Consider the following 20,909-nt stretch of genomic DNA (forward strand, 5'->3'; position numbering starts at 1 on the left):
ATTGCTTTGTCTCGATCCGACTCAACTCGTGATGATGCTGCGCAGCGGTTGGCGCAGATGTTTCCGCCGGCAGCTGTGGATGCGTTGCTCGCCGACGCGGAAGCCTCTGGAACCCCCATCGATGGCCCGGAGGGGCTGTTGGCGCAGATGACCAAGGCCGTGCTCGAACGTGCATTGGACGTCGAGATCGCCGATCACCTGGGCTATGAACATGGCGATCCGGCCGGTAAGGGCTCAGGCAACTCCCGCAATGGCCACGGCCGTAAGACGGTGCTGACCACCGCCGGACCGGTCGATCTCGAGGTCCCCCGCGACCGCAACGGCAGCTTCACCCCGGCGATCGTCCCGAAGCGCCAACGGCGCCTGGGGCAGGTCGAGGACATGATCCTGTCGCTCTACGCCCGCGGGATGTCGACCCGTGACATCACCGAGCACCTCGGCGAGGTCTACGGCGCCAGCGTGTCGGCGGCCACGATTTCGCGGGTGACCGATGTCGTGACCGACGAGATCGCGGCTTGGCAGTCCCGTCCGGTCGATCCGGTGTATCCGATCCTCTACATCGACGCGATCCGGATCAAGATCCGCGACGGCGGCGTAGTCGCCAACAAGGCCGCCCACGTCGTGATCGGCGTCGATGTCGACGGGATCAAGCAGGTCCTGGGGATCTGGATCCAGCAGACCGAAGGGGCGAAGTTCTGGCACGGCGTGCTCACCGAGCTGCGCAACCGGGGCTGTCGCGACGCGTTGTTCGTCTGCTGCGACGGGCTGACCGGGCTGCCGGAATCGATCGCCGCGGTCTGGCCGGCGGCCATCATTCAGACCTGTGTGGTGCATCTGCTGCGAGCGTCGATGCGCTATGCCTCCTACGCCGACCGCAAGAAAATGGCTGCCGCGCTGCGCCCGATCTACACCGCTTCCACCGAGGAGGCCGCCGCCCTGGCGCTCGAGGAGTTCCGCGCCGAGTGGAAAACCAAGTCACCCGGGGCGGTGGCGGTCTGGGACCGGGCCTGGGCGGAGTTCGTGCCGTTCCTGGCGTTCCCGGTCGAGATCCGCAAGATCATCTACACCACCAACGCCATCGAGTCGCTGAACTACCAACTGCGCAAGGTCACCAAAGCACGCGGCTCGTTCCCCTCTGACGCCGCAGCGATGAAATTGCTTTATCTAGCCATCCGCAACATCAACCAGAAACGAGGAAACCAAGGACAAGGAACTCACAACTGGACTCAGGCCCTAAACACCTTCGCCATCCAATTCCCCGAACGACTACCCCTATAACCCGAACATCAACGGCCACAGCACCTTACACAGTTATCTTGACAAGCCCCCGGTGAGCAGTTCGTACCGGTCGAACCAGTAGGCGACCGCCTTGAGCAGAACAAATGTCCCTGCGAGGACGGCGAGCTGGACACGGGCCGGCCCGGTGAGGACGCCCTTGCCCCCGTTGAGTCGGAGTCCGCCGAAGAGGTAGTGGGTGACCAGGCTGGCGATGAGAGCCAGAACGGAAGCGACCAGGAGCCAACTGAGCACGGAACGGTAGAAGGGCAGATCAAAAACGAAGAAGGAGATGTCGTGGCCGAATTCGGAGTCGACGATCCCGAACGCGCCGCCGTGCAGGAACAATTGCACCGTCGCCCAGTTCAACTGGGCGACCAACCCGCACACCACCGCGAGACCGCCGGCTATTGCGAGGGAGATCAATCGTGGCCGGGTCATGACCGCTGCGCGATAGGGCACCAGCGGGTCAGCGGACTTACGTTCTGGAACGAACGCTGGGCGTGCCCGGTAAGCCAGCACCATCGCGGCTTGGACTGCGCCTCCGATCAGGACGGCCACCACCGCGAACGTCGCTACCTTCGTGAGTAGCACGGTCAGCCATACAGACCGGAAGCCGACCTCTCCGAACCACAACCAGTCGACATACACATCCAGCGACGGAGGTCCGACAAGAAGCAGTGCGATCATCCCGGACGACACCACGGCCAGCACTCGACCGCGGGTGGACAGCGGGGGGAATGTCGTAGGCGATGGTGTCGTCATGGTCGCGCTCCGAATCGCGTCAGATGCCGTCGATCCGGGCGTACCGCGGCATCGTGCGGTCCGGCTCCCATCAAGATCGCCGAGTGCGTCGAACCCGGCTCGGCGAGTACCCGGGTGGGAGATGACTTACATTGATCGTAGTAGGTGTGCCGGGAAGTCTGGTCGGCGGAAATTGTGGACGACAACCTTAGGCAGGCTGTGACAGATAACCCAGACGGTCGACGTAACCGGGGCACACTCTTTTCCCGAGGTTCATGGGCGGAGACGAGCCGGATCACCGAGGTCCTGCGCAAGGAGACCGTCGGTGGCGTCATTCTGCTGGTGGCTGCGGGGGCTGCGCTCATCTGGGCGAACTCACCCTGGGCGCCCGGCTACTTCGCGCTGCGAGATCTGGAGATCGGCGGTGAACCGTTCGGCCTGCATCTCAACCTGACGCTGGGCGCGTGGGCCGCCGACGGGTTGTTGGCGATCTTCTTCCTGGTGGTGGGGCTGGAGCTCAAGAGAGAGTTCGTCGCAGGGGATCTGCGGGATCCCAGTCGCGCCGCGTTGCCGATCGCCGCCGCGGTGGGTGGGATGGTGTTCCCCGCGCTGATCTTCGTTCTGGTGAACCTGAACACCGGCGACGGCGCACTGCGCGGCTGGGCGATTCCGACGGCGACCGACATCGCGTTCGCGGTGGCGGTGCTTGCGGTCATCTCGACGCATCTGCCGTCGGCGCTTCGGACGTTCCTGCTGACATTGGCCGTCGTCGACGATCTTCTGGCGATCACCGTCATCGCGATCTTCTACACCGAGGACATCAACATCGTGGCGCTGGCGTTGGCGCTGATACCGCTGGCGCTGTTCACGCTGTGTGTGCAGCGCGGGGTGCAGCACTGGTGGCTGCTGATCCCGCTCGCGGTCGCCACCTGGGTCCTGGTGCACGAGTCCGGCGTGCACGCCACCGTGGCGGGCGTGCTGCTCGGGTTCGCGGTCCCGGTGCGCCGATCCGCGACCCGACACGGCGCCGAGGTCCCCAAGCCGCACCGGGTGGGCATGGCCGAGCACTTCGAGCACCGGGTGCGCCCGGTCTCGGCGGGGCTGGCGATACCGGTCTTCGCCTTCTTCGCGGCCGGGGTGAGCCTGGGTGGTCTCAGCGGTCTGACCAACGCGCTCAGCGACCCGATCGCGCTCGGCATCGTCCTGGGGCTGGTCCTGGGCAAACCCATCGGCATCCTGCTCACCACCCGGGTGATGGCGTCGGTGACCCGGGCGAATCTGGACTCGTCGCTGCGATGGGTGGATGTGCTCGGCATGTCCATGCTCGCCGGGATCGGGTTCACCGTTTCGCTGCTGATCGGTGATCTGGCCTACGGACTGGGGTCCGATCGTGACGAATTGGTGAAGGTCGGCGTGTTGACCGGGTCACTGTTGGCAGCCCTTCTGGCCTCGGTGCTCCTGCTGTCGCGAAACCGCGTCTACCGGCGGATTCACCTCGAAGAGACCACCGACGCGGACCGTGACGGAGTGCCCGATGTCTACCAGAGTCGACAGGACTGACAGCGACGGCCGTGCGTAGACTGACGGGATGCTCGAACAGATCCGCGGTCCCGCAGATCTGCAGCACCTGACGCAGGTCCAGCTCGATGATCTGGCCCGCGAAATCCGCGACTTCCTGATCCACAAGGTTGCGGCCACAGGTGGGCATCTGGGACCCAACCTCGGCGTCGTGGAACTGACGTTGGCGCTTCACCGCGTCTTCGACTCGCCCCACGACCCCATTCTGTTCGACACCGGTCATCAGGCCTACGTGCACAAGATGCTCACCGGTCGCAGCCAGGACTTCGGCACGCTGCGCAAGAAGGACGGGCTGTCGGGCTATCCGTCACGGACCGAGAGCGAACACGACTGGGTCGAGTCCAGCCACGCCAGCTCCTCGCTGTCCTACGCCGACGGCCTGGCGAAGGCCTTCGAACTCAGCGGACACCGCAACCGGCATGTGGTGGCGGTGGTCGGCGACGGCGCGCTCACCGGTGGCATGTGCTGGGAGGCGCTCAACAACATCGCCGCATCCCAGCGGCCGGTGGTCATCGTCGTCAACGACAACGGGCGCAGCTACGCGCCCACCATCGGCGGGTTCGCCGAGCACCTCGCCGGCCTGCGGCTGCAGCCGGGATACGAGAAGGTGCTCGACGAGGGCCGCAAGGCGGTGCGGGGCGTGCCGGTCATCGGCGAGTTCTGCTACCAGTGCATGCACAGCATTAAGGCGGGCATCAAGGACGCGCTGTCACCGCAGGTGATGTTCACCGATCTCGGGCTGAAATATGTCGGACCGATCGACGGTCACGACGAACACGCGGTGGAGAGCGCTCTGCGTCACGCCCGTGGTTTCAACGCTCCGGTCGTCGTGCACGTCGTCACCCGTAAGGGCATGGGCTATCCGCCCGCCGAGAACGACGAAGACGACCAGATGCACGCGTGCGGAGTCATCGACCCGATGACAGGGCTGGCGACGACGGTGCCCGGCCCCGGGTGGACGGCGGCGTTCACCGAAACCCTGATCCGGTTGGCGGCCACGCGGCGCGACGTCGTGGCGATCACTGCCGCCATGCCGGGTCCGACGGGTCTCAGCGCGTTCCGCGAGCGTTTTCCCGACCGGTTCTTCGACGTGGGCATCGCCGAGCAGCATGCGGTGACATCCGCTGCGGGCCTGGCCATGGGCGGTATGCATCCGGTGGTCGCGATCTACTCGACGTTCCTCAACCGTGCCTTCGATCAGCTCATGATGGACGTTGCGCTGCACAAGCTGCCGGTGACGGTGGTCCTCGACCGGTCCGGGGTCACCGGCCCCGACGGCGCGAGCCACAACGGCATGTGGGACCTCTCGATTCTGGGCATCGTGCCCGGCATGCGGGTGGCGGCGCCGCGCGACGGCGCCCGGCTGCGTGAGGAACTCGGCGAGGCGCTCGACGTCGACGACGGACCCACCGCCATTCGCTTCCCGAAAGGCGATGTGGGCGAGGATATTCCAGCGATCGAACGTCGAGGTGGCGTCGACGTGCTGGCAGTCCCGGCCGAGGGGATGTCCGAAGATGTGCTGGTGGTTGCGGTCGGGCCGTTCGCGTCGATGGCGCTCGCCATCGCCGAGCGGTTACGCAACCAGGGGATCGGCGTGACAGTCGTCGACCCGCGGTGGGTGCTACCGGTACCGGGTGAGATCGCGACGCTTGCGGTCAACCACAAGCTCGTCGTCACCCTCGAGGACAACGGTGTGCACGGCGGGGCCGGTTCAGCGGTGTCGGCGGCGTTGCGGCGCGCTGAGGTCGACGTGCCGTGTCGTGATGCCGCACTGCCCCAACAGTTCTTCGACCACGCGTCCCGTGGCGAGGTGCTCGCCGCCGTCGGGCTGACCGAGCGCAACATCGCACGCCAGATCACCGGTTGGGTGGCCGCGCAGGGTGCTTCGGTCAACGACGAGGAGATCAGCGAACACCTCGACTGACCCCGGCCTCTACCCTGTCGGTATGAGAACCACCCGGCTCGTTCGAGCCCTCGGCGTCGTTGTCCTGGTCATCGCGGGACTTGTTGCCGGCGGCGCCACGGCGCAGGCCGCGGAGCCGCGTTGGTCGGGTCTGGACTCTCGCGGATATGCCGGGCAGATCCCGGCCCCCGGTGGGCTGATCGCCACGGTCCCGCTCGATCCGGCGCTGTCGGTGGCCGGCGCCGGTGATGCCTACCGCATTCTGTACTCCACTCTCGACCAGCACGGCCGGCCGGCTGTCAGCACCGCCGCGGTGTTCGTGCCGAAAAGCGCGCCGCCGCAGGGCGGTTGGCCCGTCATCGCGTGGGCGCACGGGACGGTCGGGTTGGGTGACGACTGCACGCCGTCGGCGCGGCCGCGCAGCGAACGCGACAACGAGTACCTGACGCACTGGCTCGAGCAGGGCTACGCGGTCGTCGGCAGCGACTACGCCGGACTGGGCACGCCCGGATTGATGAGTTACCTCAACAGCGTCACCACCGCGCGCGGGGTGGTGGATTCGGTTCTCGCCGTGCACCACATGGGTCTGCCATTGTCACCGAACTGGGCCGTCGTCGGTCAGTCGCAGGGCGGGGGAGCGGCCATCGCCACGGCCCGCTGGGCCAGCGAGTTCAGCGCCGGATCCTCGCTGGACTACCGCGGCGTCGTCGCCACCGGCACCCCCGCCAATGTGGAGAACCTGGTCAAGCAGGCGGGACCCGAGATGGCCCTGCCGCCCGAGTTGGGCCCCGTCGCGAATGCCTACACCGCCTACATCGTCGCCGCCTTGCGCGAGGCCCGCCCCGACCTCGATCTCAACCGTGTCCTGACCCCGACCGGCCGTGCTGCCGCGGACCAGGCCGAAACACAGTGCCTCGCAGAGCTCTCCGCGGGCCTGGCCGATATGAAGGTGTCCCAGTTCTTCAACGCGCCCGCGTCGTCGATACCGGGGTTCGACGAAGCCGTCGACCAGTTCATGGGCATTCCGACGTCAGGTTATGACCGGCCGAGTTTCCTCGGGGTCGGGTTGCTGGACCGGGATGTCCCACCGAACCTGACGTTGAGGTTCTACGACCAGTTGGTGGCCGACGACCAGGTCGTCGAGCTGAAGGTCTACCCCGACGAGGATCACGGCGGCACGGTCCTGGCGTCGCTGCCGGACTCGACGCCGTTCCTGGCGCGACAGTTCGGTTGACCCGGCGCGTCTCCGGGCGCCGGACGCGGCGATCGGCCACGATTGGAGGCACGCGGTGAAGGCCTGATGACGAGGCGGTCGCAGGAAGTTGACTCGCCGGCAGGGTGATCGCATAGAGTATCCAATGTCAGCTGAAAGCGAGAGCCGATGCCACCGCGCACCGCCGCCAAGCGCCCCGATTCCGAGGGTGCCGACCGAGCAAACCCCGCCACGTACTCCGGTGACGCTGTCCGGGGACGACGGTCGGATTTTGTGCGTCCCAAGACCGCTCAGCAGGCCGTGGCCGAGGCATTGCGGCATGACATCACCACCGGCAAGCTGGCTCCGGGGAGCTGGATCGTCCAGGAAACCGTCGCCGAGCAGTTCGGTATGTCGCGCATCCCGATCCGGGAGGCGCTCAAGACCCTCGAGGCCGAGGAGTACATCACCTACGTGCCGCACAGCGGCTACCGCGTCACCAAGCTCAGTCTGACTGACCTCCTCGAGGTGTTCACGCTGCGCGCCATCCTCGAGGAGGCGCTGATCCGGGACGCGATGCCGGGCGTGACCGACGAGATCGTCGACGAAATGCGTTCGTGCAATGCGGAAATGGACGCCGCGCTGGCCGAAGACGATCTGATCGCGGTCGGGGTGTTCAATCGGCAGTTTCACGTCCTGACCTTCCAGGCCAGCGGCATGGCGCGTACCAAGCGCATCGTCACGCAGCTGTGGAACACCGCCGACGCCTACCGGCCGCTGTACTCGCCCCTGCTCGACATGCCGAAGGTGTGCAAGGAGCACGTGCTGATGATCGAGGCGATGGCTGACCGCGATGTCGAGCGAATGGTGAGGCTCAACCACGAACACCGTGCGCACGCCATCGCGCCGATCCACGAGATCTTCGACGCGCAATCCGACGCGTCGGCATGACGGTTGTCGATCGGTTGCTCGAGCTGGGGATGGTCATCCCCGCGCCGCCGGCGCCGAAGGGCGCGTACTTCCCGAGCCGTCGGTGCGGCGACCAGTTGTGGGTGTCGGGAGCCACCGCCCGCCGGGAGGGTGTGCCGGCACTGCGAGGGGTCGTGGGTGACGATGTCGACGCCGAACAGGCCGCCGAGCAGGCCGGCCTGGCCGCGCTCAACCTGATCGGTGCGATCGACGCGGCGGTGGGCCTCGACACGGTGACCGCGGTGGTGCAGCTGCGCGGTTATGTGCGCGCAGTGCCGGACTTCGACACCCATCCCGCCGTCATCGACGGAGCTTCGCGGGTGCTTCTCGCAGCTTTCGGCAGCGAGGTGGGCGCGCACGCCCGCACCGCGATCGGTGTTGCCTCGCTGCCCGGGGGTGCGTGCGTGGAACTCGACCTGGTGGTCAGTGTCGCGACGGTTGGGTGCTGAGCCGATCCAACCACCGACCGATCGCGAGGCCGAGCGCCACCCCGGCGAATGCGTTGACCACCAACGTGATCCAGTCGGGGGGAGCTGCGGTGACGGAGTCGGTCGCCGGCGTGGGCACGCTTGTCGCAGTCGTCCGGTCCTCACCGAGGATGGTGGCGTCGAGTCTGTCGACGAACTGCCCGATGATGCGGTTGGTCACCGGCACGATCGCACCTTTGCCGAACTGGGCGATGCGGCCGTTGAGCTCGACATCCGTGGTCACGGTGACCACAGATCGCGATCCGTCCTCGCGGGCCACCAGTCGCACGGTGGCCTCGGTCGAACCGTTGCCCTTGCGATCGCGGGCGTTGCCCTGCACGACCATCTCCCTGGCTGCGTCGTCCTGACGCACCAGAGTGGCCACGCCCGCCAACGTCATTCCGATCGGGCCGACTTTGACGGCGACATGGGCGTGGAATTCGTCGCCGTCGCGGCGGTCCAGTTCCGCGCCCGGGATGCACTCGACCACCGTCGGGATGTCGGTCAGCACCGCCCAGGTGGCGTCCAGTGGTGCCTCGACCGCGAACTCGTTGACGAGTTGCATTCCTGCCTCCCGGGTGTCCAGCGGTTGTGGAACGAATGTCATCACCTTACGATTGGATACGATATACAACAATCGTCGATATGGCCGAGGAGGCTGCCGGATGCTGAGCATGGGCGTAGGACTGTTCCCCACCGAACCGACGGCAGCGATGTGTTCCTACGTCCGACTCTGCGAGGATCTCGGCTACGACAACGTCTGGTTCGGCGACTCCCAGAACATCTGGCGTGAGTCGTCGACCGTGATGGGGGCGGCCGCGGTCGGTACCGAGCGCATCGTGTTCGGTACCGGCGTGACCAATGCGGTGACCCGGCATCCCTCCCTGCTGGCGTCGACATGGGCGACGCTCGCCGAGTTCACCGGCGGCCGGGTTGCTCTGGGGATCGGCACGGGCGATTCGTCGCTGCGCACCATGGGTCTCAAGCCGCTCAAGCTCGCCGAACTCGAGCACGCGATCGCCGACCTGAGGGCCCTGTTCCGTGGCGAGAAGGTGGCTGAGCCCACCAGTGGGGCCGAGTACCACCTGAACTATCTCCCCGGCCCGATCGACGTCCCGATCTACATCGCCGCTTCCGCGCCGAAGATCCTCGAGATGTCGGGTCGCATCGCCGACGGTGTCATCGTGTTGGTCGGCACCGCACCGCATTTCATCGAGGCTGCGCTCCGGACGATCGAGCGCGGGGCAGTGAGCAGCGGTCGCACCCTCGACGATCTGCACATCGTGCTGTGGACGCCGACGGCCATCGCGGACGACAGCACCGAGGCGCGTGACCTGGTGCGCGCGCACGTGTCCCGCGTCGCGATCCGCCCACTGCCCGCGAAGGTCGACCCCGCACTGGAGAAAGCCATCGACCGGATTCGCGAGCAGTACAACTACTACGAGCACATGAATCCCGAGGCGGCGCACGCCGACCTGGTGCCCGACGAACTCGTCGATCTGTTCGCGCTGGCGGGGACGAAAGACGAGTGCGCGCAGCGACTCAAGGAGATCGAGTCGCTCGGCGTGGACCAGGTGTCGATCGTGCCGTTCGTCCGACCGGGCCAGAGTCGCGAGGGCACGATCCGGACCTTCGCCGACATCGTCAGCGGTCACCTGGCGTGACTGCTCCCGGAGCCCCGGACCCGCGCACACATCCTGCGCCGGGCAGCGACGTCCCGGGGGCTCCGCCGGCATTGAAGCGGCCGCTGACGCCTGCCGACGGTGTCGCCAATACCGCGCCTGTACCGAGCCGTTCCGTCGAAGTTGTTGGGCGGCAGGATCATTCAGCACCGCACGGGCACGGAGGCGGATCGCGACTGGTCGCCGCGGCCGCGATGACGGGGCTGGCGGTGGGCTTGGAAATTGCCGGATTTATTTCACGTCGACGTAACAGTTGACGGTTGACGCCCCATGAAGACCGTTCGTATAGTGTATCCAATATCCACCAACACACGGAGGCTCCTCTGATGTCACGGTTCCCCAAGGTCGTCGGCGCACTCGTCGCCACATCCGCTCTGCTCGTCGGCGCCACCGCGTGTGCCGACGAGTCTGCGGGTCCCACCGAAGGCGGTGGAGCCACCACCGACACGCTGAGCATCTCCGCGACCGGAGTCGACAGCCTGCCCTTCATGGCGATCCTGCAGGCAGGTATCGACAAGAAGTGGTTCGAGGAGGAAGGCCTGACGGTCGACCTGTACTCCGGCGGCGGTGGCGGCAACACCCTTCGTGTCGTCACCAGTGGTGACGCGGACATGGCCATCGCCGGTAACACATCAGTGATTCTGGCTGCACAGCAACCGGATTCGAACCTCACGGTGGTCGCACCCTGGTTCCAGATCAACGACTTCTCCTGGATCAGCCCGCCCGGACGCAGCATCGAGGGCGCCACGCTCGGCTTCAGCTCGGCGGGGTCGTCGACGGAACTGTTGGTCAAGGGCCTCGAACAGGAACTCGGCCAGGGGGTCAGGGCACAGGCCGTGGGCGGAATGGGTGACAACTGGACCGCCGCCAGGGCCAACCAGATCACCGCGGGGTGGGCGATGCAGCCCTTCATCGCCGAGAAGCAGGCCACCGAGAACGCCCAGGTCCTGGTGAACGCCCGCGATGTCCTCGGGGATCTGCCCGCCGACCTGGTCGCGGTCAACACCAACTACGCCGAGGCCAACCCCGAGAACATCAGGACGTTCTTCAAGGTGGCCGACCGCCTCAACGAGTGGGTGGTGTCCAACCCGGACGAGGCCGGCGCCGAGATCGGCCCGCTGGTGGGAGTGTCGCCCGAGGTCATGCAGGCCGCGTTCAGGAACAGCCCGGACCTCGCCAAGGGATACTCGCTCAAGGTCGACACCGAAGGTCTGACCAATCTCTCCGAACTGATGGTCGCCGCCGGCCAGATCGACGAACCCGTCGACTGGGCGACCGTGCTCGACCAGCAGTACCTTCCCGAGGACGACCGGGCGAGCTTCTAACGAGCAGGCCACGTCAGCCCCAGACGAATCGACGAGAGGGAGCGTCTTGGAATCGCAAGGTATTGAGATGACCGGCCTGTCAGTGGTATTCGACACGGCCGCCCGGCGGATCACAGCCGTCACCGACATCGACCAGAGCGTGCCGCACTCGAGTTTCGTCTCGATCGTCGGGCCGAGTGGGTGTGGCAAGTCAACCCTGCTGGCGGTGGTCGCCGGCCTGCAGAAGGCCACCACGGGGACGGTCAGCGTCGGGGGCCGGCCCGTCACCGGCCCCGACCCCAAGATCGGTGTGGTGTTTCAGGAGGACTCGACGCTGCCATGGCGGACCGTCGAGGAGAACGTCGCCTTCGCCATGGAGATGATCGGCGTACCGAAGCAGGAGCGGCGCAAGCGGACCACGGACGCCATCGAACTCGTCGGTCTGGGCGGCTTCGAGAAGTCCTACCCGTCGCAGCTCTCCGGTGGGATGCGCCAGCGTGTCGCCTTGGCGCGCACCCTCGCGGTGCAGCCCGAGGTGGTGTTGATGGACGAACCGTTCGCCGCGCTCGACCAGCAGACCCGACTGTTCCTCGGTACTGAGGTGCGGCAGATCTGGGCCAGGACGAAACAGACGATCATGTTCGTCACCCACGACATCTCCGAGGCGATCCTGTTGTCACAGCAGGTGTGGGTGATGTCCTACCGACCCGGAAGCATCATCGACGTCGTCGACATCGACCTACCCGGCGAACGCGATGCGGGCGTGGTGTCCACGCCACGCTTCAACGAACTGCACAACCGGATCTGGGGCTCTCTGCAAGCCGAATCGATGCGTGGCTTCAAGCAGCAGGAATCGGCGCGGACGTGACCGCGGCATCCACCAAGTCCGTCGCGGCGGCGGACGATCTGCCCGCTGAGGCCCCCACCTCACCCGGTGCTCCGCCGCCACCGCGGGGGCGCCGGTTCGGCACGCTGGCATTCAGCGTGGGCTCGACCGTCGCGCTGATCCTGCTGTTCATCGCGATCGCCGAGATCGGTTCGCGCGCAGGATGGTGGAACGACAACGTGCTCCCCGCACCGTCGGTCATCTTCGCTGAGCTCGGCAGACTGCTCACCGAACCGCAGTTCTGGCTCGACGCGCGACGCACCGGCATCGAGGTCGCCGCCTCGATCCTGTTCGGGTGTCTGCTGGGATTCGCTGCGGGACTGCTGTTCTGGAAGGTTCCGCTGCTGGGCCGGGTGTTCGAGCCCTACCTCGTGTCGTTCTACGCCGTGCCGCTGGTGCTTTTCTACCCGGTGATGATCGTGCTCGTCGGCATCAATGCGATGTCGGTGATCATCCTGGCCACGATCATGGCAGCCATCCCGATGGCGCTGAACACGGCCGTCGGCCTGAACCAGATGCCGCCCGTCTACATGAAACTCGCCCGCTCGCTGCGCACGTCGCCGCGGCAGACGCTGTTCGCCATCGCCATTCCCGCCGCCGGTCCCTACATCGTCGCGGGTCTGCGGCTCGCGGTCGTGTACGCGCTGATCGGCACCATCGCGATGGAGTTCACCACCGCGCAGGCCGGTCTCGGCTATCGCATCCGCTACCTGTACGAGATCTTCGACAACATCCAGATGTTCGCCTATATCGTCGTGGTGCTCGTGCTGTCCTGCCTGTTGACTGTCGCGCTCGCCGCCGTCGAACGGGTGCTGTTGCGAGGGAGGAACGCATGACCGCCACGCTTCCCGCCGATCCGGACACCGAAACCGCCGCCGCACCACGATTCTCGGCACGGAAGGTCCTCGGCAGCCAGTTCTTCGGGGCCAGCGTGGTCGCCGTGGTGGTGGTCATCGCCTGGGAAGTGGTGTCCGGACTGACGTTCGTCATTCCGTCACCGCTGCAGACGCTGACCGTGCTGTTCGAGAACCTCTCGGACCCCGCCTACCTGTTCGACCTGCGCGTGACAGCACAATCGGTGGCGATGGCGTTTGTCGTCGGCACCGCCGTCGGCGGCGGTATCGGCCTGGTGCTCGGCCTGTCGAGCAGGATGCGTCTGATCTTCGAGCCGCTCATCATCATGCTCAACGGCATTCCGAAGATCGTGCTGTACCCGGTGCTGCTGCCCATCTTCAGCCTGTCGGGATCCAAGGTCGTGATGGGTGTGCTGTTCGCGCTCTTCCCGGTGCTGATCAATGTGTCCACCGGCGTACAGGAGATCCCGAAGGTCTACTGGAAGCTCGCCCGTTCGGTACGCGCCAACGCGTGGCAGACGCTGGTGCACATCATCTTCCCGGCGATTCGCCGGCCCTTGCTCACCGGCATCCGGTTGGCCGTCAGCCTGGCCGTCGTCGGTGTGGTGCTCTCGGAGTTCTTCGCGACCAGGCGCGGGCTGGGCCGGGTGGTGCTACAGGCGTACAGCCACGGCGACTACCCGTCGATGGTCGCGACCATCATGCTGCTGATCACCATCTCGTTCGGCATCTCGATCGCCCTGTGGCAGTGGGAGAAACGAATTCATTGAGTACCTCCGACGCATCGAATCCGGGCGCCGCCCGCGAATGGGTCGGTAGCTCGGTGCGGCGGCGGGAGGACGACCGCATGCTCGGCGGGAACGGCATGTTCCTCGCCGACCACGCCGCGGGTGCGCAGCACGTCGTGTTCATCCGGTCCACGCAGGCCCATGCCAGGATCACCGGTGTCGACACCACCGCCGCCGACGGGATGCCCGGCGTGCACGGCATATTCGGGGCGGATGCCCTCGGACTCGAGGGCGCCCCGATCCCGTCGCTGACCACACCGGATCCCGACTTCACCGCGGCCACGGCGCTGGTCCTGGCCGAGCAGAGGTTGCCGATCCTGGCCTCGGACCGGGTCCACTATGTCGGACAGCCGATCGCGGTGGTGGTCGCCGACGACCGGTACATCGCCGAGGACGCCGCCGAGAACGTCGTGGTGTCCTACGAACCGCTACCGCCGGTCATGGACGCTCTCGCCGCGTTCGACCCCACCAGTGCCACGTTGTTCGAGCACCTGCCCGACAACCAGGCGGCCGCACTCGAGTACGACTTCGGAGACCCCGGCACCGCGTTCGACCGGGCAGCGCACGTTGTCGGGGGCACCTACCGGATGGAACGGCACGGTGCTGTGCCTCTCGAATGCCGGGGTGTGCTGGCGGATTTCAGCAGCCATGAGGACCGCGTGGAGCTGCACACCTCGACACAGGTCCCGCACATGGTGCGCAACGCGATCTGTGCTGTCACGGGCTGGACCCACGAGGCCGTCAAGGTCAGCGTGCCCGACGTCGGCGGCGGCTTCGGCACCAAGGCCAACGTCTACGGCGAGGAGATCGTGCTGGCCGTGTTGGCCAGGCACACCGGTCGGCGCCTGATCTGGGTCGAGGACCGCCAAGAGCATCTGGTCGCCAGCGCGCAGGCCCGAGACCAACTGCACCGTGCGCGGTTGGCCGTGGACGCCGACGGCCGGATCCTGGCCTGGGACGTCGACTTCGTCGTGGACATCGGTGCAGGCAGTCTGTGGGTCGCAGGCATCATCGCCAACACCGCAGTGCACCTGATGGGGCCCTACCGGATTCCCGCCGTGCATGTCCGGGGGCGTGCCGCACTGACGAACAAAACCCTTGTGGCGCAATACCGGGGCGCAGGCCGCCCCGAGGCGACCTTCTCACTCGAGCGCAGCCTCGACGCCGCGGCCGCGGCCGTCGGTATCTCGGGCGAGGAGATCCGCAGGCGCAACCTGCTGACAGCCGCGGACATGCCCTACCGCCGGCCGATCCCGTACCGCGACGGGGTGCCGATCGCCTACGACGGCGGCGACTACCGCGCTTGCCTGGAGTCGGTGACCGCTGCGCTGCCACGGTCCGAGATCGGCGTGTGCGCCGCCGAGAACCCGCACCACCACATCGGTTACGGGCTGTCGTCCTATCTGGAGGCGACGGGCCGGGGACCCCACGAAACCGCGCGGGTGCGGCTGCTGCCGTCGGGCCGATTCGAGGTGACCGCGGGTGCGGCATCAGCGGGACAGGGACACGAAACGGTCTTCGCGCAGGTCGCGGCCGACGCGCTCGGGGTCCCGCTCGCACAGGTGCGCTACGTGGCCTCCGATACCGAACGATTGCCGGACGGCGTCGGCACGTTCGCCAGCCGCTCGGCGATCCTGGCCGGGTCGGCGGTGCACCAGGCCTGCGGCGAGCTGATCGACCTCGCGTCGCATCGCGCCGCGGAGTTGATGGGCGTCGGCCGCGTCGACTACTCCGGCGGTCGTTTCACCGTCGGGGCCCGGGCGGTCGGCTGGGAGGAGTTGGCCGCGGCCGGACGGGTCGGCGGCGCCGGCGAGCGTGGCGCGGCTCTGGACGTCACGACGGTCTACCGGGTGTCCACGGTGACGTGGACGATGGGTGTGCATGCGGTGATCCTCGGTGTGCACCGCCGCACCGGCATCGTGAAGGTGTTGCGCTATGCCGTCTCCCACGAAGGGGGCCGCGAGATCAACCCACGCATCGTCGAAGGTCAGATCGTGGGTGGGGTGGCCCAGGGCATCGGCGGGGCGCTGTTCGAGGCGTGGCGTTACTCGCCGACGGGTGAACCGACGTCGACGACATTCGCGGCCTACCACCTGCCGCTGACCACCGATATGCCCGATGTGACGGTCAGCCACCTGCACGTCGACACCCCGAGCAATCCGATCGGTGTCCGCGGGGCGGGGGAGAGCGGCACCATCGCGGTGTACTCGGCGGTGGCCGCCGCTGTGGATGACGCGCTGGGGAACGGCTTCCACGTGACCACGACGCCCGTCGCGTCGGGTGAGCTCTGCCGGGCCCTGGCGGGAGTCGCGTCGTGAAGCCCACCGAATTCGACTACCACCGGCCCGATTCGGTGTCCGAGGCGTTGGGTCTGTTGGCACACGACCCCGAGGCCAAGCTGCTTGCAGGTGGGCAGTCGCTGCTGACGCTGATGAACCTGCGCCTGGCGCGCCCGTCGGCGGTCATCGACATCGGCCGCCTCAGCGAACTCCGGAGGATCTTCGACGACACCGACGACCTGGTGCTGGGCGCTTTGGTCACTCACCGCACCGTCGAGGTGGACCCGCTCGTCGCCGCGCGGGCGCCGTTGCTCTCCGACGCCGCGCGATACATCGGACATGTCGGGATCCGCAATCGCGGCACCATCGGCGGTTCGGTGGCACATGCCGACCCCGCAGCCGAGATCCCGCTGGCGACATTGGTTCTCGACGCCACCTTCCATGTGGAGTCGGCGACGTCGGGACGGCGTCAGATCACGGCAGACGAAATGTTCGTGTCGGTCTACACCAACGCGATGTCGCCCGAAGAGATGGTCACCTGGATCTCGGTACCCGCGATCAAAGCCGACCAGGGCTGGGGATTCGTCGAATACGCCCGGCAGCACGGAGACTACGGCCTGGCCGGGGCCGCTTGCCTGCTGACCCTGGACCCGGACGGCCGGATCGGCGCGGTGCGCGCCGGGGTGTTGGGCGTGGCGGATCGGCCGCTGCTCTTCGTCGGCGACGACGTCGTCGGGTGGACACCGACGGAGCGGTTGTGGCGGGATCTTGCGGACCACTGGGCCACCGGCATCGAGCCGACCGCCGACGATGCCGACTACGCGCGCCGACTGTGCGCAGCTGCGCTCGACGAGTCCCTCACCGATGCTCACCGACGCGCCTGCGGGCGGGCAGGAGATCCCAGTGACCAATGATGCTGCCGTCGTGACGATCTCGGTGACGGTGAACGGCGCACCCGTCAAGCGCTCGGTGCCCGCACGGTTGACGCTGGCCGACTTCCTGCGCGACGAACTCGGGCTGACGGGCACCCACCTGGGATGCGAACACGGGGTGTGTGGCGCGTGCTCGGTATTCGTCGACGGTCGCTCGGCACGTGCCTGTCTGATGCTCGCGGTCCAGGTGGACGGTCTGCGCGTCGACACCGTCGAGGGTCTCGATCAGTTCGAGGAGGCTGCGCGGCTGAGGCGAGCGTTCTCCGAGCGTGGCGGTCTGCAGTGCGGCTTCTGCACGCCAGGATTCCTGGTCTCGGCGGTCGAGTTGCTGCGCGACCCGGACGCCGAGAAACCACTGACCGCAGATTCTGTTCGAGAAGCGTTGTCCGGCAACATCTGCCGGTGCACGGGATACCAGGGCATCGTGGCCGCGGTGCTGGACGCTGTGGCCGCGCCGCCGGACGGTGCGGACGGTGACGACTCCTGACGCAGCGCCGGCGACGTCGCCGTCTGCCGGACGAAGCCGCATCGCGGAGATGCTGCGGCCCGTCGGCGCGAGCAGGTGGGGGATGGCCGCGTGGCTGGCCGTGGCTCTCGGCGCGATTCTCGCCGTGACCGCCGCCTTCGGTCACGCCGAGTGGGGTTCGGCCGTGGGCTTGGGTTTTGTGCTGACGGCGGTCCCGTCGCTGCCTCTGACGTGGCGTGCGGCCCTGTCCACGATGACGATTCGTGGCTGCACGGTGTTGATCGGTGCGGTGGTGGCGATCCTGACGACCGGGCATCCGGTGGCGCTCGCCGCGGCGACGGTTGCGGCAGCGGTCTGCGGGGCGGCGCTCGCGCGCGTGGGTCCGACCGCCGGGCTCGCAGTGGTGCTGATCGCCGTCGACATGCCGACGGGGCCGGCGGGTTCGGACCCCGGCCGCGTCACCGAAGCGCTGCTGCCCTATGTGCTCGGCGCGCTGGTCGTGGTGATCGCGTGGGGAGCGTGGTTCGGGTGCGCCGAGGCCCTGCGCCGAACCCGGGGCGAACCGCCGCCGGCGAGCAGTGCGGCAGCGGGCCGGCAGAAACCGTGGCCGCACATGCTGCGGGTCGGCATCGCGGTCGCGGCCGCGGTGAGCCTGGCCGGCCTGTTGCCCGACGCTCTGGTCGGTGGGCACTGGCTCATCACGAGTGTGATCCTCACTGTGCAGCCCACTGCAAGTGACACCGGAATGCGCCTTGCGCAACGACTCTCGGGAAACACGCTGGGCGCTGTGATCGCCGCTGTCCTGCTGGGCGTGCACCCGTCGGTCGCCGTCGTCGCCGTCCTGACCGTGGTCCTGTTCACACTCGCGATGGCTCTGCGCCCGGTCAACTACACGTGGTGGGCCGTCACCGGACCGCCGGTGCTGCTGATGATCAGCGAGTATCCGCTGCTCTTTCCGTGGTACGAGGGCGGTGTCCGGCTGGCGATGAATCTGGCAGGCGCGGCGATCGTGCTGGTGGTGGTGTTCGGCGTTCCGGCCTTGGCCCGCATCGGTTCTCGGGTCCGGAGGGGCGATTTCCGTGAGCCGGTCACGTCGGATAGTGTATACGATATCCAATCAAGGAGGTCTAGGTGACGACGCTGCTCGTGGAGGACATCGGCCTTCTGGTGCACGGCGACCCCGCGGTTGCGCCGGTCCGCGACACCACGCTCGTTGTCGAGGACGGGGTCATCGCCGGGATCGGCGTCGACGCGGCGGCACCCGACCGGGTGCTGTCGGCAGGCGGGTTGACCGTGATGCCGGGCCTGGTCGACGGCCACATCCACCCGACCTTCGGAGAATGGACCCCGGCGCAGAACGCGGTCGGCTGGATCGGCAACTATCTGCACGGCGGTACGACCTCGATGGTGTCCGCCGGTGAATTGCACATCCCCGGGCTGGCTTTCGACGCGCTGACCCCGGAGCTGGTGCTCAGCATCGCGATCACCTCGAAGCACACCACCGGGCGGATGCGGCCGTCCGGTGTCAAGGTGAACGCCGGGACGGTGCTGCTGGTGCCCGGCATGACCGAGGAGCATTTCGACCGGGCTCAACGTGAGGGCATCGATCAGCTCAAGTTCATCTTCTACGACTGGAATCGCCTCGGCGACGGCGAGGCTCAGCGATACGTGCGCTGGGCGCACGAGCGCGGAATGACCGTCAAGCTGCACTCCGGCGGGATGTCGCGGTCCGGCTCGAGCCGGGTCGCCGGCGCCGACGTCGTGGTCGCGGTCGAGCCCGACATCGTCGGTCACATCTCCGGCGGCCCGATCCCGCCACCGGACGCCGACATCGTCGAGATCATCGACAGGTTGCCCGACACCTACGTCGAGGTGTGCAGTTCGAACAACTACCGGGCCACCATGGTCGTCGCCGTCGAACTGAGCCGGCGCGGCAGGCTCGACCGCCTCACCCTGGGCACCGACACCCCCGGCGGCACCGGCGTGATCCCGCGCGGCATGCTGCGCAACATCTGCTATCTGGCATCGGTGTGCGGCGTCGACCCGGTCTCGGCAGTCGCCGCGGCCACCGGACAGACCGCACGGGCGCACGGACTGGAGACCGGCGTGATCGCCGAGGGCAGGGCAGCGGATCTGCTTGTCCTGGGCCCGATCACGGGTTCCGGCGCCACCGATGCGCTGGAGGCGTTTGCCCTCGGTGATCTGCCGGGCATCGCCACCGTGCTCGTCGACGGTGTACCGCTGGTCACCACGCGCAGCGAGCAGACACCACCCCCGAGCCGCTCGGTCACCTGGCGAGGCGCCGCCGTGCGCCACGAAACCCCCCGCCCGGCGGCGGTCGGAGCCCACGCTTCCGGTTGCTGCTGACCACCCCGACGATGTGAGGAGACACATGTCCCGCCAGCCCGCCCCGCACACCGGACCGACCACTCCGGACGTGCTGCTGCGTATCGACAGCCTGCTCGACGACGAGGAACGCCAGATCCGTGACACGGTGCGCGCGCTGGTGAAGAGCCGGATCGCTCCGGACATCGCGGCCTGGTACGAGGAGGGTGAGCTGCCCGTCCGCGAGCTCGCCACCGAGCTCGGAGAACTCGGGCTGCTCGGCATGCACCTGGAGGGCTACGGTTGCGCGGGCACCTCGGCGGTCGCCTACGGGCTGGCCTGCTTGGAACTGGAAGCCGGCGACTCCGGCATCCGCTCGCTGGTTAGCGTCCAGGGTTCACTGGCGATGTTCGCGTTGCACGCGTTCGGCAGCGAGGACCAGAAGCAGCAGTGGCTGCCCGAGATGGCGGCGGGGCGCAAGATCGGGTGCTTCGGGCTCACCGAACCCGACTTCGGCTCGAACCCGGCGGGGATGCGCACCCGCGCCACCCGATCCGGAGACGACTGGATCCTCAACGGCACGAAGATGTGGATCACCAACGGGTCGGTCGCCGACGTGGCGATCGTGTGGGCGCGCACCGATGACGGTGTGCGCGGCTTCGCAGTTCCCACCGACACCGCCGGCTTCACCGCGCACCCCATCAAGGCGAAGATGTCCCTGCGCGCATCGGTGACCAGTGAGCTCGTGTTGGAGAACGTCCGACTGCCCGACAGCGCGCGACTGCCGGGCGCCACAAGCCTGCGGGCCCCGTTGAGCTGCCTCAACGAGGCCAGGTTCGGCATCGTGTTCGGCGCGGTGGGTGCCGCCCGGGACTGCCTGGAGACCGCGCTGACCTACGCCCAGTCACGCATGCAGTTCGACCGTCCCATCGGCGGATTCCAGCTCACCCAGCAGAAGCTCGCGGACATGACGCTCGAGTACGGCAAGGGTTTCCTGCTCGCCCTTCATCTCGGCCGCGCCAAGGACACCGACGGGTTGCGTCCCGAAGAGGTCAGCCTGGGCAAGCTCAACAATGTCCGGGAAGCCATCACGATCGCCCGCACGGCCCGCACCATCCTGGGCGCCAGCGGCATCACCGGCGAGTACCCGGTGATGCGCCATGCCAACAACCTGGAATCGGTGATGACCTACGAAGGCACCAGCGAAATGCATACGCTGATGATCGGGCAGGCCCTCACCGGCACTGCCGCGTTCCGCTGACATC

The 20,909-nt window shown here is 67.4% G+C and carries 18 protein-coding genes and 1 pseudogene; 17 read left to right on the forward strand and 2 right to left on the reverse strand.

Annotation, left to right across the window (positions count from 1 at the left end):
- The first annotated feature begins 48 nt into the window (after window positions 1–48).
- Complete coding sequence (locus ABDC78_RS12045; RefSeq protein ID WP_178357649.1) at window positions 49–1,278, forward strand: IS256 family transposase; 1,230 nt, start codon at window positions 49–51, stop codon at window positions 1,276–1,278.
- A 45-nt stretch (window positions 1,279–1,323) separates the two neighbouring features.
- On the opposite strand, the pseudogene ABDC78_RS12050 reads toward ABDC78_RS12045, so the two are convergent.
- Window positions 1,324–2,040 (reverse strand): annotated as a pseudogene (locus ABDC78_RS12050) (UPF0182 family protein); the annotation flags it as partial.
- A 198-nt stretch (window positions 2,041–2,238) separates the two neighbouring features.
- Between ABDC78_RS12050 and nhaA the strand changes: the two are divergent.
- The 5 genes from nhaA to ABDC78_RS12075 all read left to right on the forward strand — a co-directional run bounded on the left by nhaA (window position 2,239) and on the right by ABDC78_RS12075 (window position 8,110).
- Window positions 2,239–3,579 (forward strand): Na+/H+ antiporter NhaA, encoded by a 1,341-nt coding sequence (gene nhaA / locus ABDC78_RS12055; RefSeq protein WP_347133439.1) that lies wholly within the window; start codon window positions 2,239–2,241, stop codon window positions 3,577–3,579.
- A gap of 28 nt (window positions 3,580–3,607) precedes the next feature.
- Window positions 3,608–5,521, forward strand: coding sequence for a 1-deoxy-D-xylulose-5-phosphate synthase (dxs, locus tag ABDC78_RS12060; RefSeq protein WP_178360493.1), 1,914 nt, complete (start codon window positions 3,608–3,610; stop codon window positions 5,519–5,521).
- A 22-nt stretch (window positions 5,522–5,543) separates the two neighbouring features.
- Entirely contained in the window at window positions 5,544–6,734 is a 1,191-nt protein-coding gene (locus tag ABDC78_RS12065) for a prolyl oligopeptidase family serine peptidase (RefSeq protein ID WP_178360494.1), read from the forward strand.
- Between the two features lie 147 nt (window positions 6,735–6,881).
- On the forward strand, window positions 6,882–7,643 hold the full coding sequence (locus ABDC78_RS12070) for a GntR family transcriptional regulator (protein WP_178360495.1): 762 nt from the start codon (window positions 6,882–6,884) through the stop codon (window positions 7,641–7,643).
- Window positions 7,640–8,110, forward strand: coding sequence for a RidA family protein (locus ABDC78_RS12075; protein WP_178360496.1), 471 nt, complete (start codon window positions 7,640–7,642; stop codon window positions 8,108–8,110). The genes ABDC78_RS12070 and ABDC78_RS12075 overlap by 4 nt, the downstream gene beginning before the upstream one ends.
- Here the strand turns inward: ABDC78_RS12075 and ABDC78_RS12080 are convergent.
- Complete coding sequence (locus ABDC78_RS12080) at window positions 8,085–8,735, reverse strand: SRPBCC family protein (RefSeq protein WP_256736258.1); 651 nt, start codon at window positions 8,733–8,735, stop codon at window positions 8,085–8,087. The two genes, ABDC78_RS12075 and ABDC78_RS12080, sit on opposite strands and share 26 nt — an antisense overlap.
- 58 nt (window positions 8,736–8,793) lie before the next feature.
- Here ABDC78_RS12080 and ABDC78_RS12085 point away from each other — a divergent pair, with 58 nt between their 5' ends.
- The 11 genes from ABDC78_RS12085 to ABDC78_RS12135 all read left to right on the forward strand — a co-directional run bounded on the left by ABDC78_RS12085 (window position 8,794) and on the right by ABDC78_RS12135 (window position 20,905).
- Window positions 8,794–9,792 (forward strand): LLM class flavin-dependent oxidoreductase, encoded by a 999-nt coding sequence (locus tag ABDC78_RS12085; RefSeq protein WP_178360497.1) that lies wholly within the window; start codon window positions 8,794–8,796, stop codon window positions 9,790–9,792.
- Window positions 9,793–10,136: 344 nt separating this feature from the next.
- Window positions 10,137–11,135, forward strand: coding sequence for an ABC transporter substrate-binding protein (locus ABDC78_RS12090; protein ID WP_178360498.1), 999 nt, complete (start codon window positions 10,137–10,139; stop codon window positions 11,133–11,135).
- Window positions 11,136–11,202: 67 nt separating this feature from the next.
- On the forward strand, window positions 11,203–11,982 hold the full coding sequence (locus tag ABDC78_RS12095) for an ABC transporter ATP-binding protein (RefSeq protein WP_218621122.1): 780 nt from the start codon (window positions 11,203–11,205) through the stop codon (window positions 11,980–11,982).
- Window positions 11,979–12,836: an ABC transporter permease gene (locus ABDC78_RS12100; protein ID WP_347133440.1), complete on the forward strand. Its 858-nt coding sequence runs from the start codon at window positions 11,979–11,981 to the stop codon at window positions 12,834–12,836. Before ABDC78_RS12095 ends, ABDC78_RS12100 begins: the two co-directional genes overlap by 4 nt.
- A complete protein-coding gene (locus ABDC78_RS12105) occupies window positions 12,833–13,624 on the forward strand; it encodes an ABC transporter permease subunit (protein WP_178360500.1) in 792 nt (263 codons plus the stop codon). Before ABDC78_RS12100 ends, ABDC78_RS12105 begins: the two co-directional genes overlap by 4 nt.
- The gene (locus ABDC78_RS12110; RefSeq protein WP_256736259.1) at window positions 13,621–15,960 is read left to right on the forward strand and encodes a xanthine dehydrogenase family protein molybdopterin-binding subunit; all 2,340 of its coding nucleotides are present in this window, start codon (window positions 13,621–13,623) and stop codon (window positions 15,958–15,960) included. Before ABDC78_RS12105 ends, ABDC78_RS12110 begins: the two co-directional genes overlap by 4 nt.
- Complete coding sequence (locus ABDC78_RS12115) at window positions 15,957–16,835, forward strand: FAD binding domain-containing protein (RefSeq protein ID WP_178360501.1); 879 nt, start codon at window positions 15,957–15,959, stop codon at window positions 16,833–16,835. Before ABDC78_RS12110 ends, ABDC78_RS12115 begins: the two co-directional genes overlap by 4 nt.
- Window positions 16,825–17,340, forward strand: coding sequence for a (2Fe-2S)-binding protein (locus ABDC78_RS12120; protein ID WP_347133441.1), 516 nt, complete (start codon window positions 16,825–16,827; stop codon window positions 17,338–17,340). The genes ABDC78_RS12115 and ABDC78_RS12120 overlap by 11 nt, the downstream gene beginning before the upstream one ends.
- Window positions 17,327–18,454, forward strand: coding sequence for an FUSC family protein (locus ABDC78_RS12125; protein ID WP_178360503.1), 1,128 nt, complete (start codon window positions 17,327–17,329; stop codon window positions 18,452–18,454). Before ABDC78_RS12120 ends, ABDC78_RS12125 begins: the two co-directional genes overlap by 14 nt.
- Complete coding sequence (locus ABDC78_RS12130; protein WP_178360504.1) at window positions 18,451–19,686, forward strand: amidohydrolase family protein; 1,236 nt, start codon at window positions 18,451–18,453, stop codon at window positions 19,684–19,686. The genes ABDC78_RS12125 and ABDC78_RS12130 overlap by 4 nt, the downstream gene beginning before the upstream one ends.
- Window positions 19,687–19,711: 25 nt before the next feature.
- Window positions 19,712–20,905, forward strand: a complete 1,194-nt coding sequence (locus ABDC78_RS12135) for an acyl-CoA dehydrogenase family protein (protein WP_178360505.1) — start codon at window positions 19,712–19,714, stop codon at window positions 20,903–20,905.
- Window positions 20,906–20,909 lie beyond the last annotated feature (4 nt).

This window comes from Mycobacterium sp. DL, from assembly GCF_039729195.1.
Lineage (GTDB): Bacteria > Actinomycetota > Actinomycetes > Mycobacteriales > Mycobacteriaceae > Mycobacterium > Mycobacterium hippocampi_A.

Coding starts and splice junctions, on each gene's coding strand:
- dxs (WP_178360493.1), top strand. CDS start 3,608: ATGCTCGAACAGATCCGCGGTCCCGCAGATCTGCAGCACCTGACGCAG.
- ABDC78_RS12065 (WP_178360494.1), top strand. CDS start 5,544: ATGAGAACCACCCGGCTCGTTCGAGCCCTCGGCGTCGTTGTCCTGGTC.
- ABDC78_RS12070 (WP_178360495.1), top strand. CDS start 6,882: ATGCCACCGCGCACCGCCGCCAAGCGCCCCGATTCCGAGGGTGCCGAC.
- ABDC78_RS12075 (WP_178360496.1), top strand. CDS start 7,640: ATGACGGTTGTCGATCGGTTGCTCGAGCTGGGGATGGTCATCCCCGCG.
- ABDC78_RS12080 (WP_256736258.1), bottom strand. CDS start 8,735: ATGACATTCGTTCCACAACCGCTGGACACCCGGGAGGCAGGAATGCAA.
- ABDC78_RS12085 (WP_178360497.1), top strand. CDS start 8,794: ATGCTGAGCATGGGCGTAGGACTGTTCCCCACCGAACCGACGGCAGCG.
- ABDC78_RS12090 (WP_178360498.1), top strand. CDS start 10,137: ATGTCACGGTTCCCCAAGGTCGTCGGCGCACTCGTCGCCACATCCGCT.
- ABDC78_RS12095 (WP_218621122.1), top strand. CDS start 11,203: ATGACCGGCCTGTCAGTGGTATTCGACACGGCCGCCCGGCGGATCACA.
- ABDC78_RS12105 (WP_178360500.1), top strand. CDS start 12,833: ATGACCGCCACGCTTCCCGCCGATCCGGACACCGAAACCGCCGCCGCA.
- ABDC78_RS12135 (WP_178360505.1), top strand. CDS start 19,712: ATGTCCCGCCAGCCCGCCCCGCACACCGGACCGACCACTCCGGACGTG.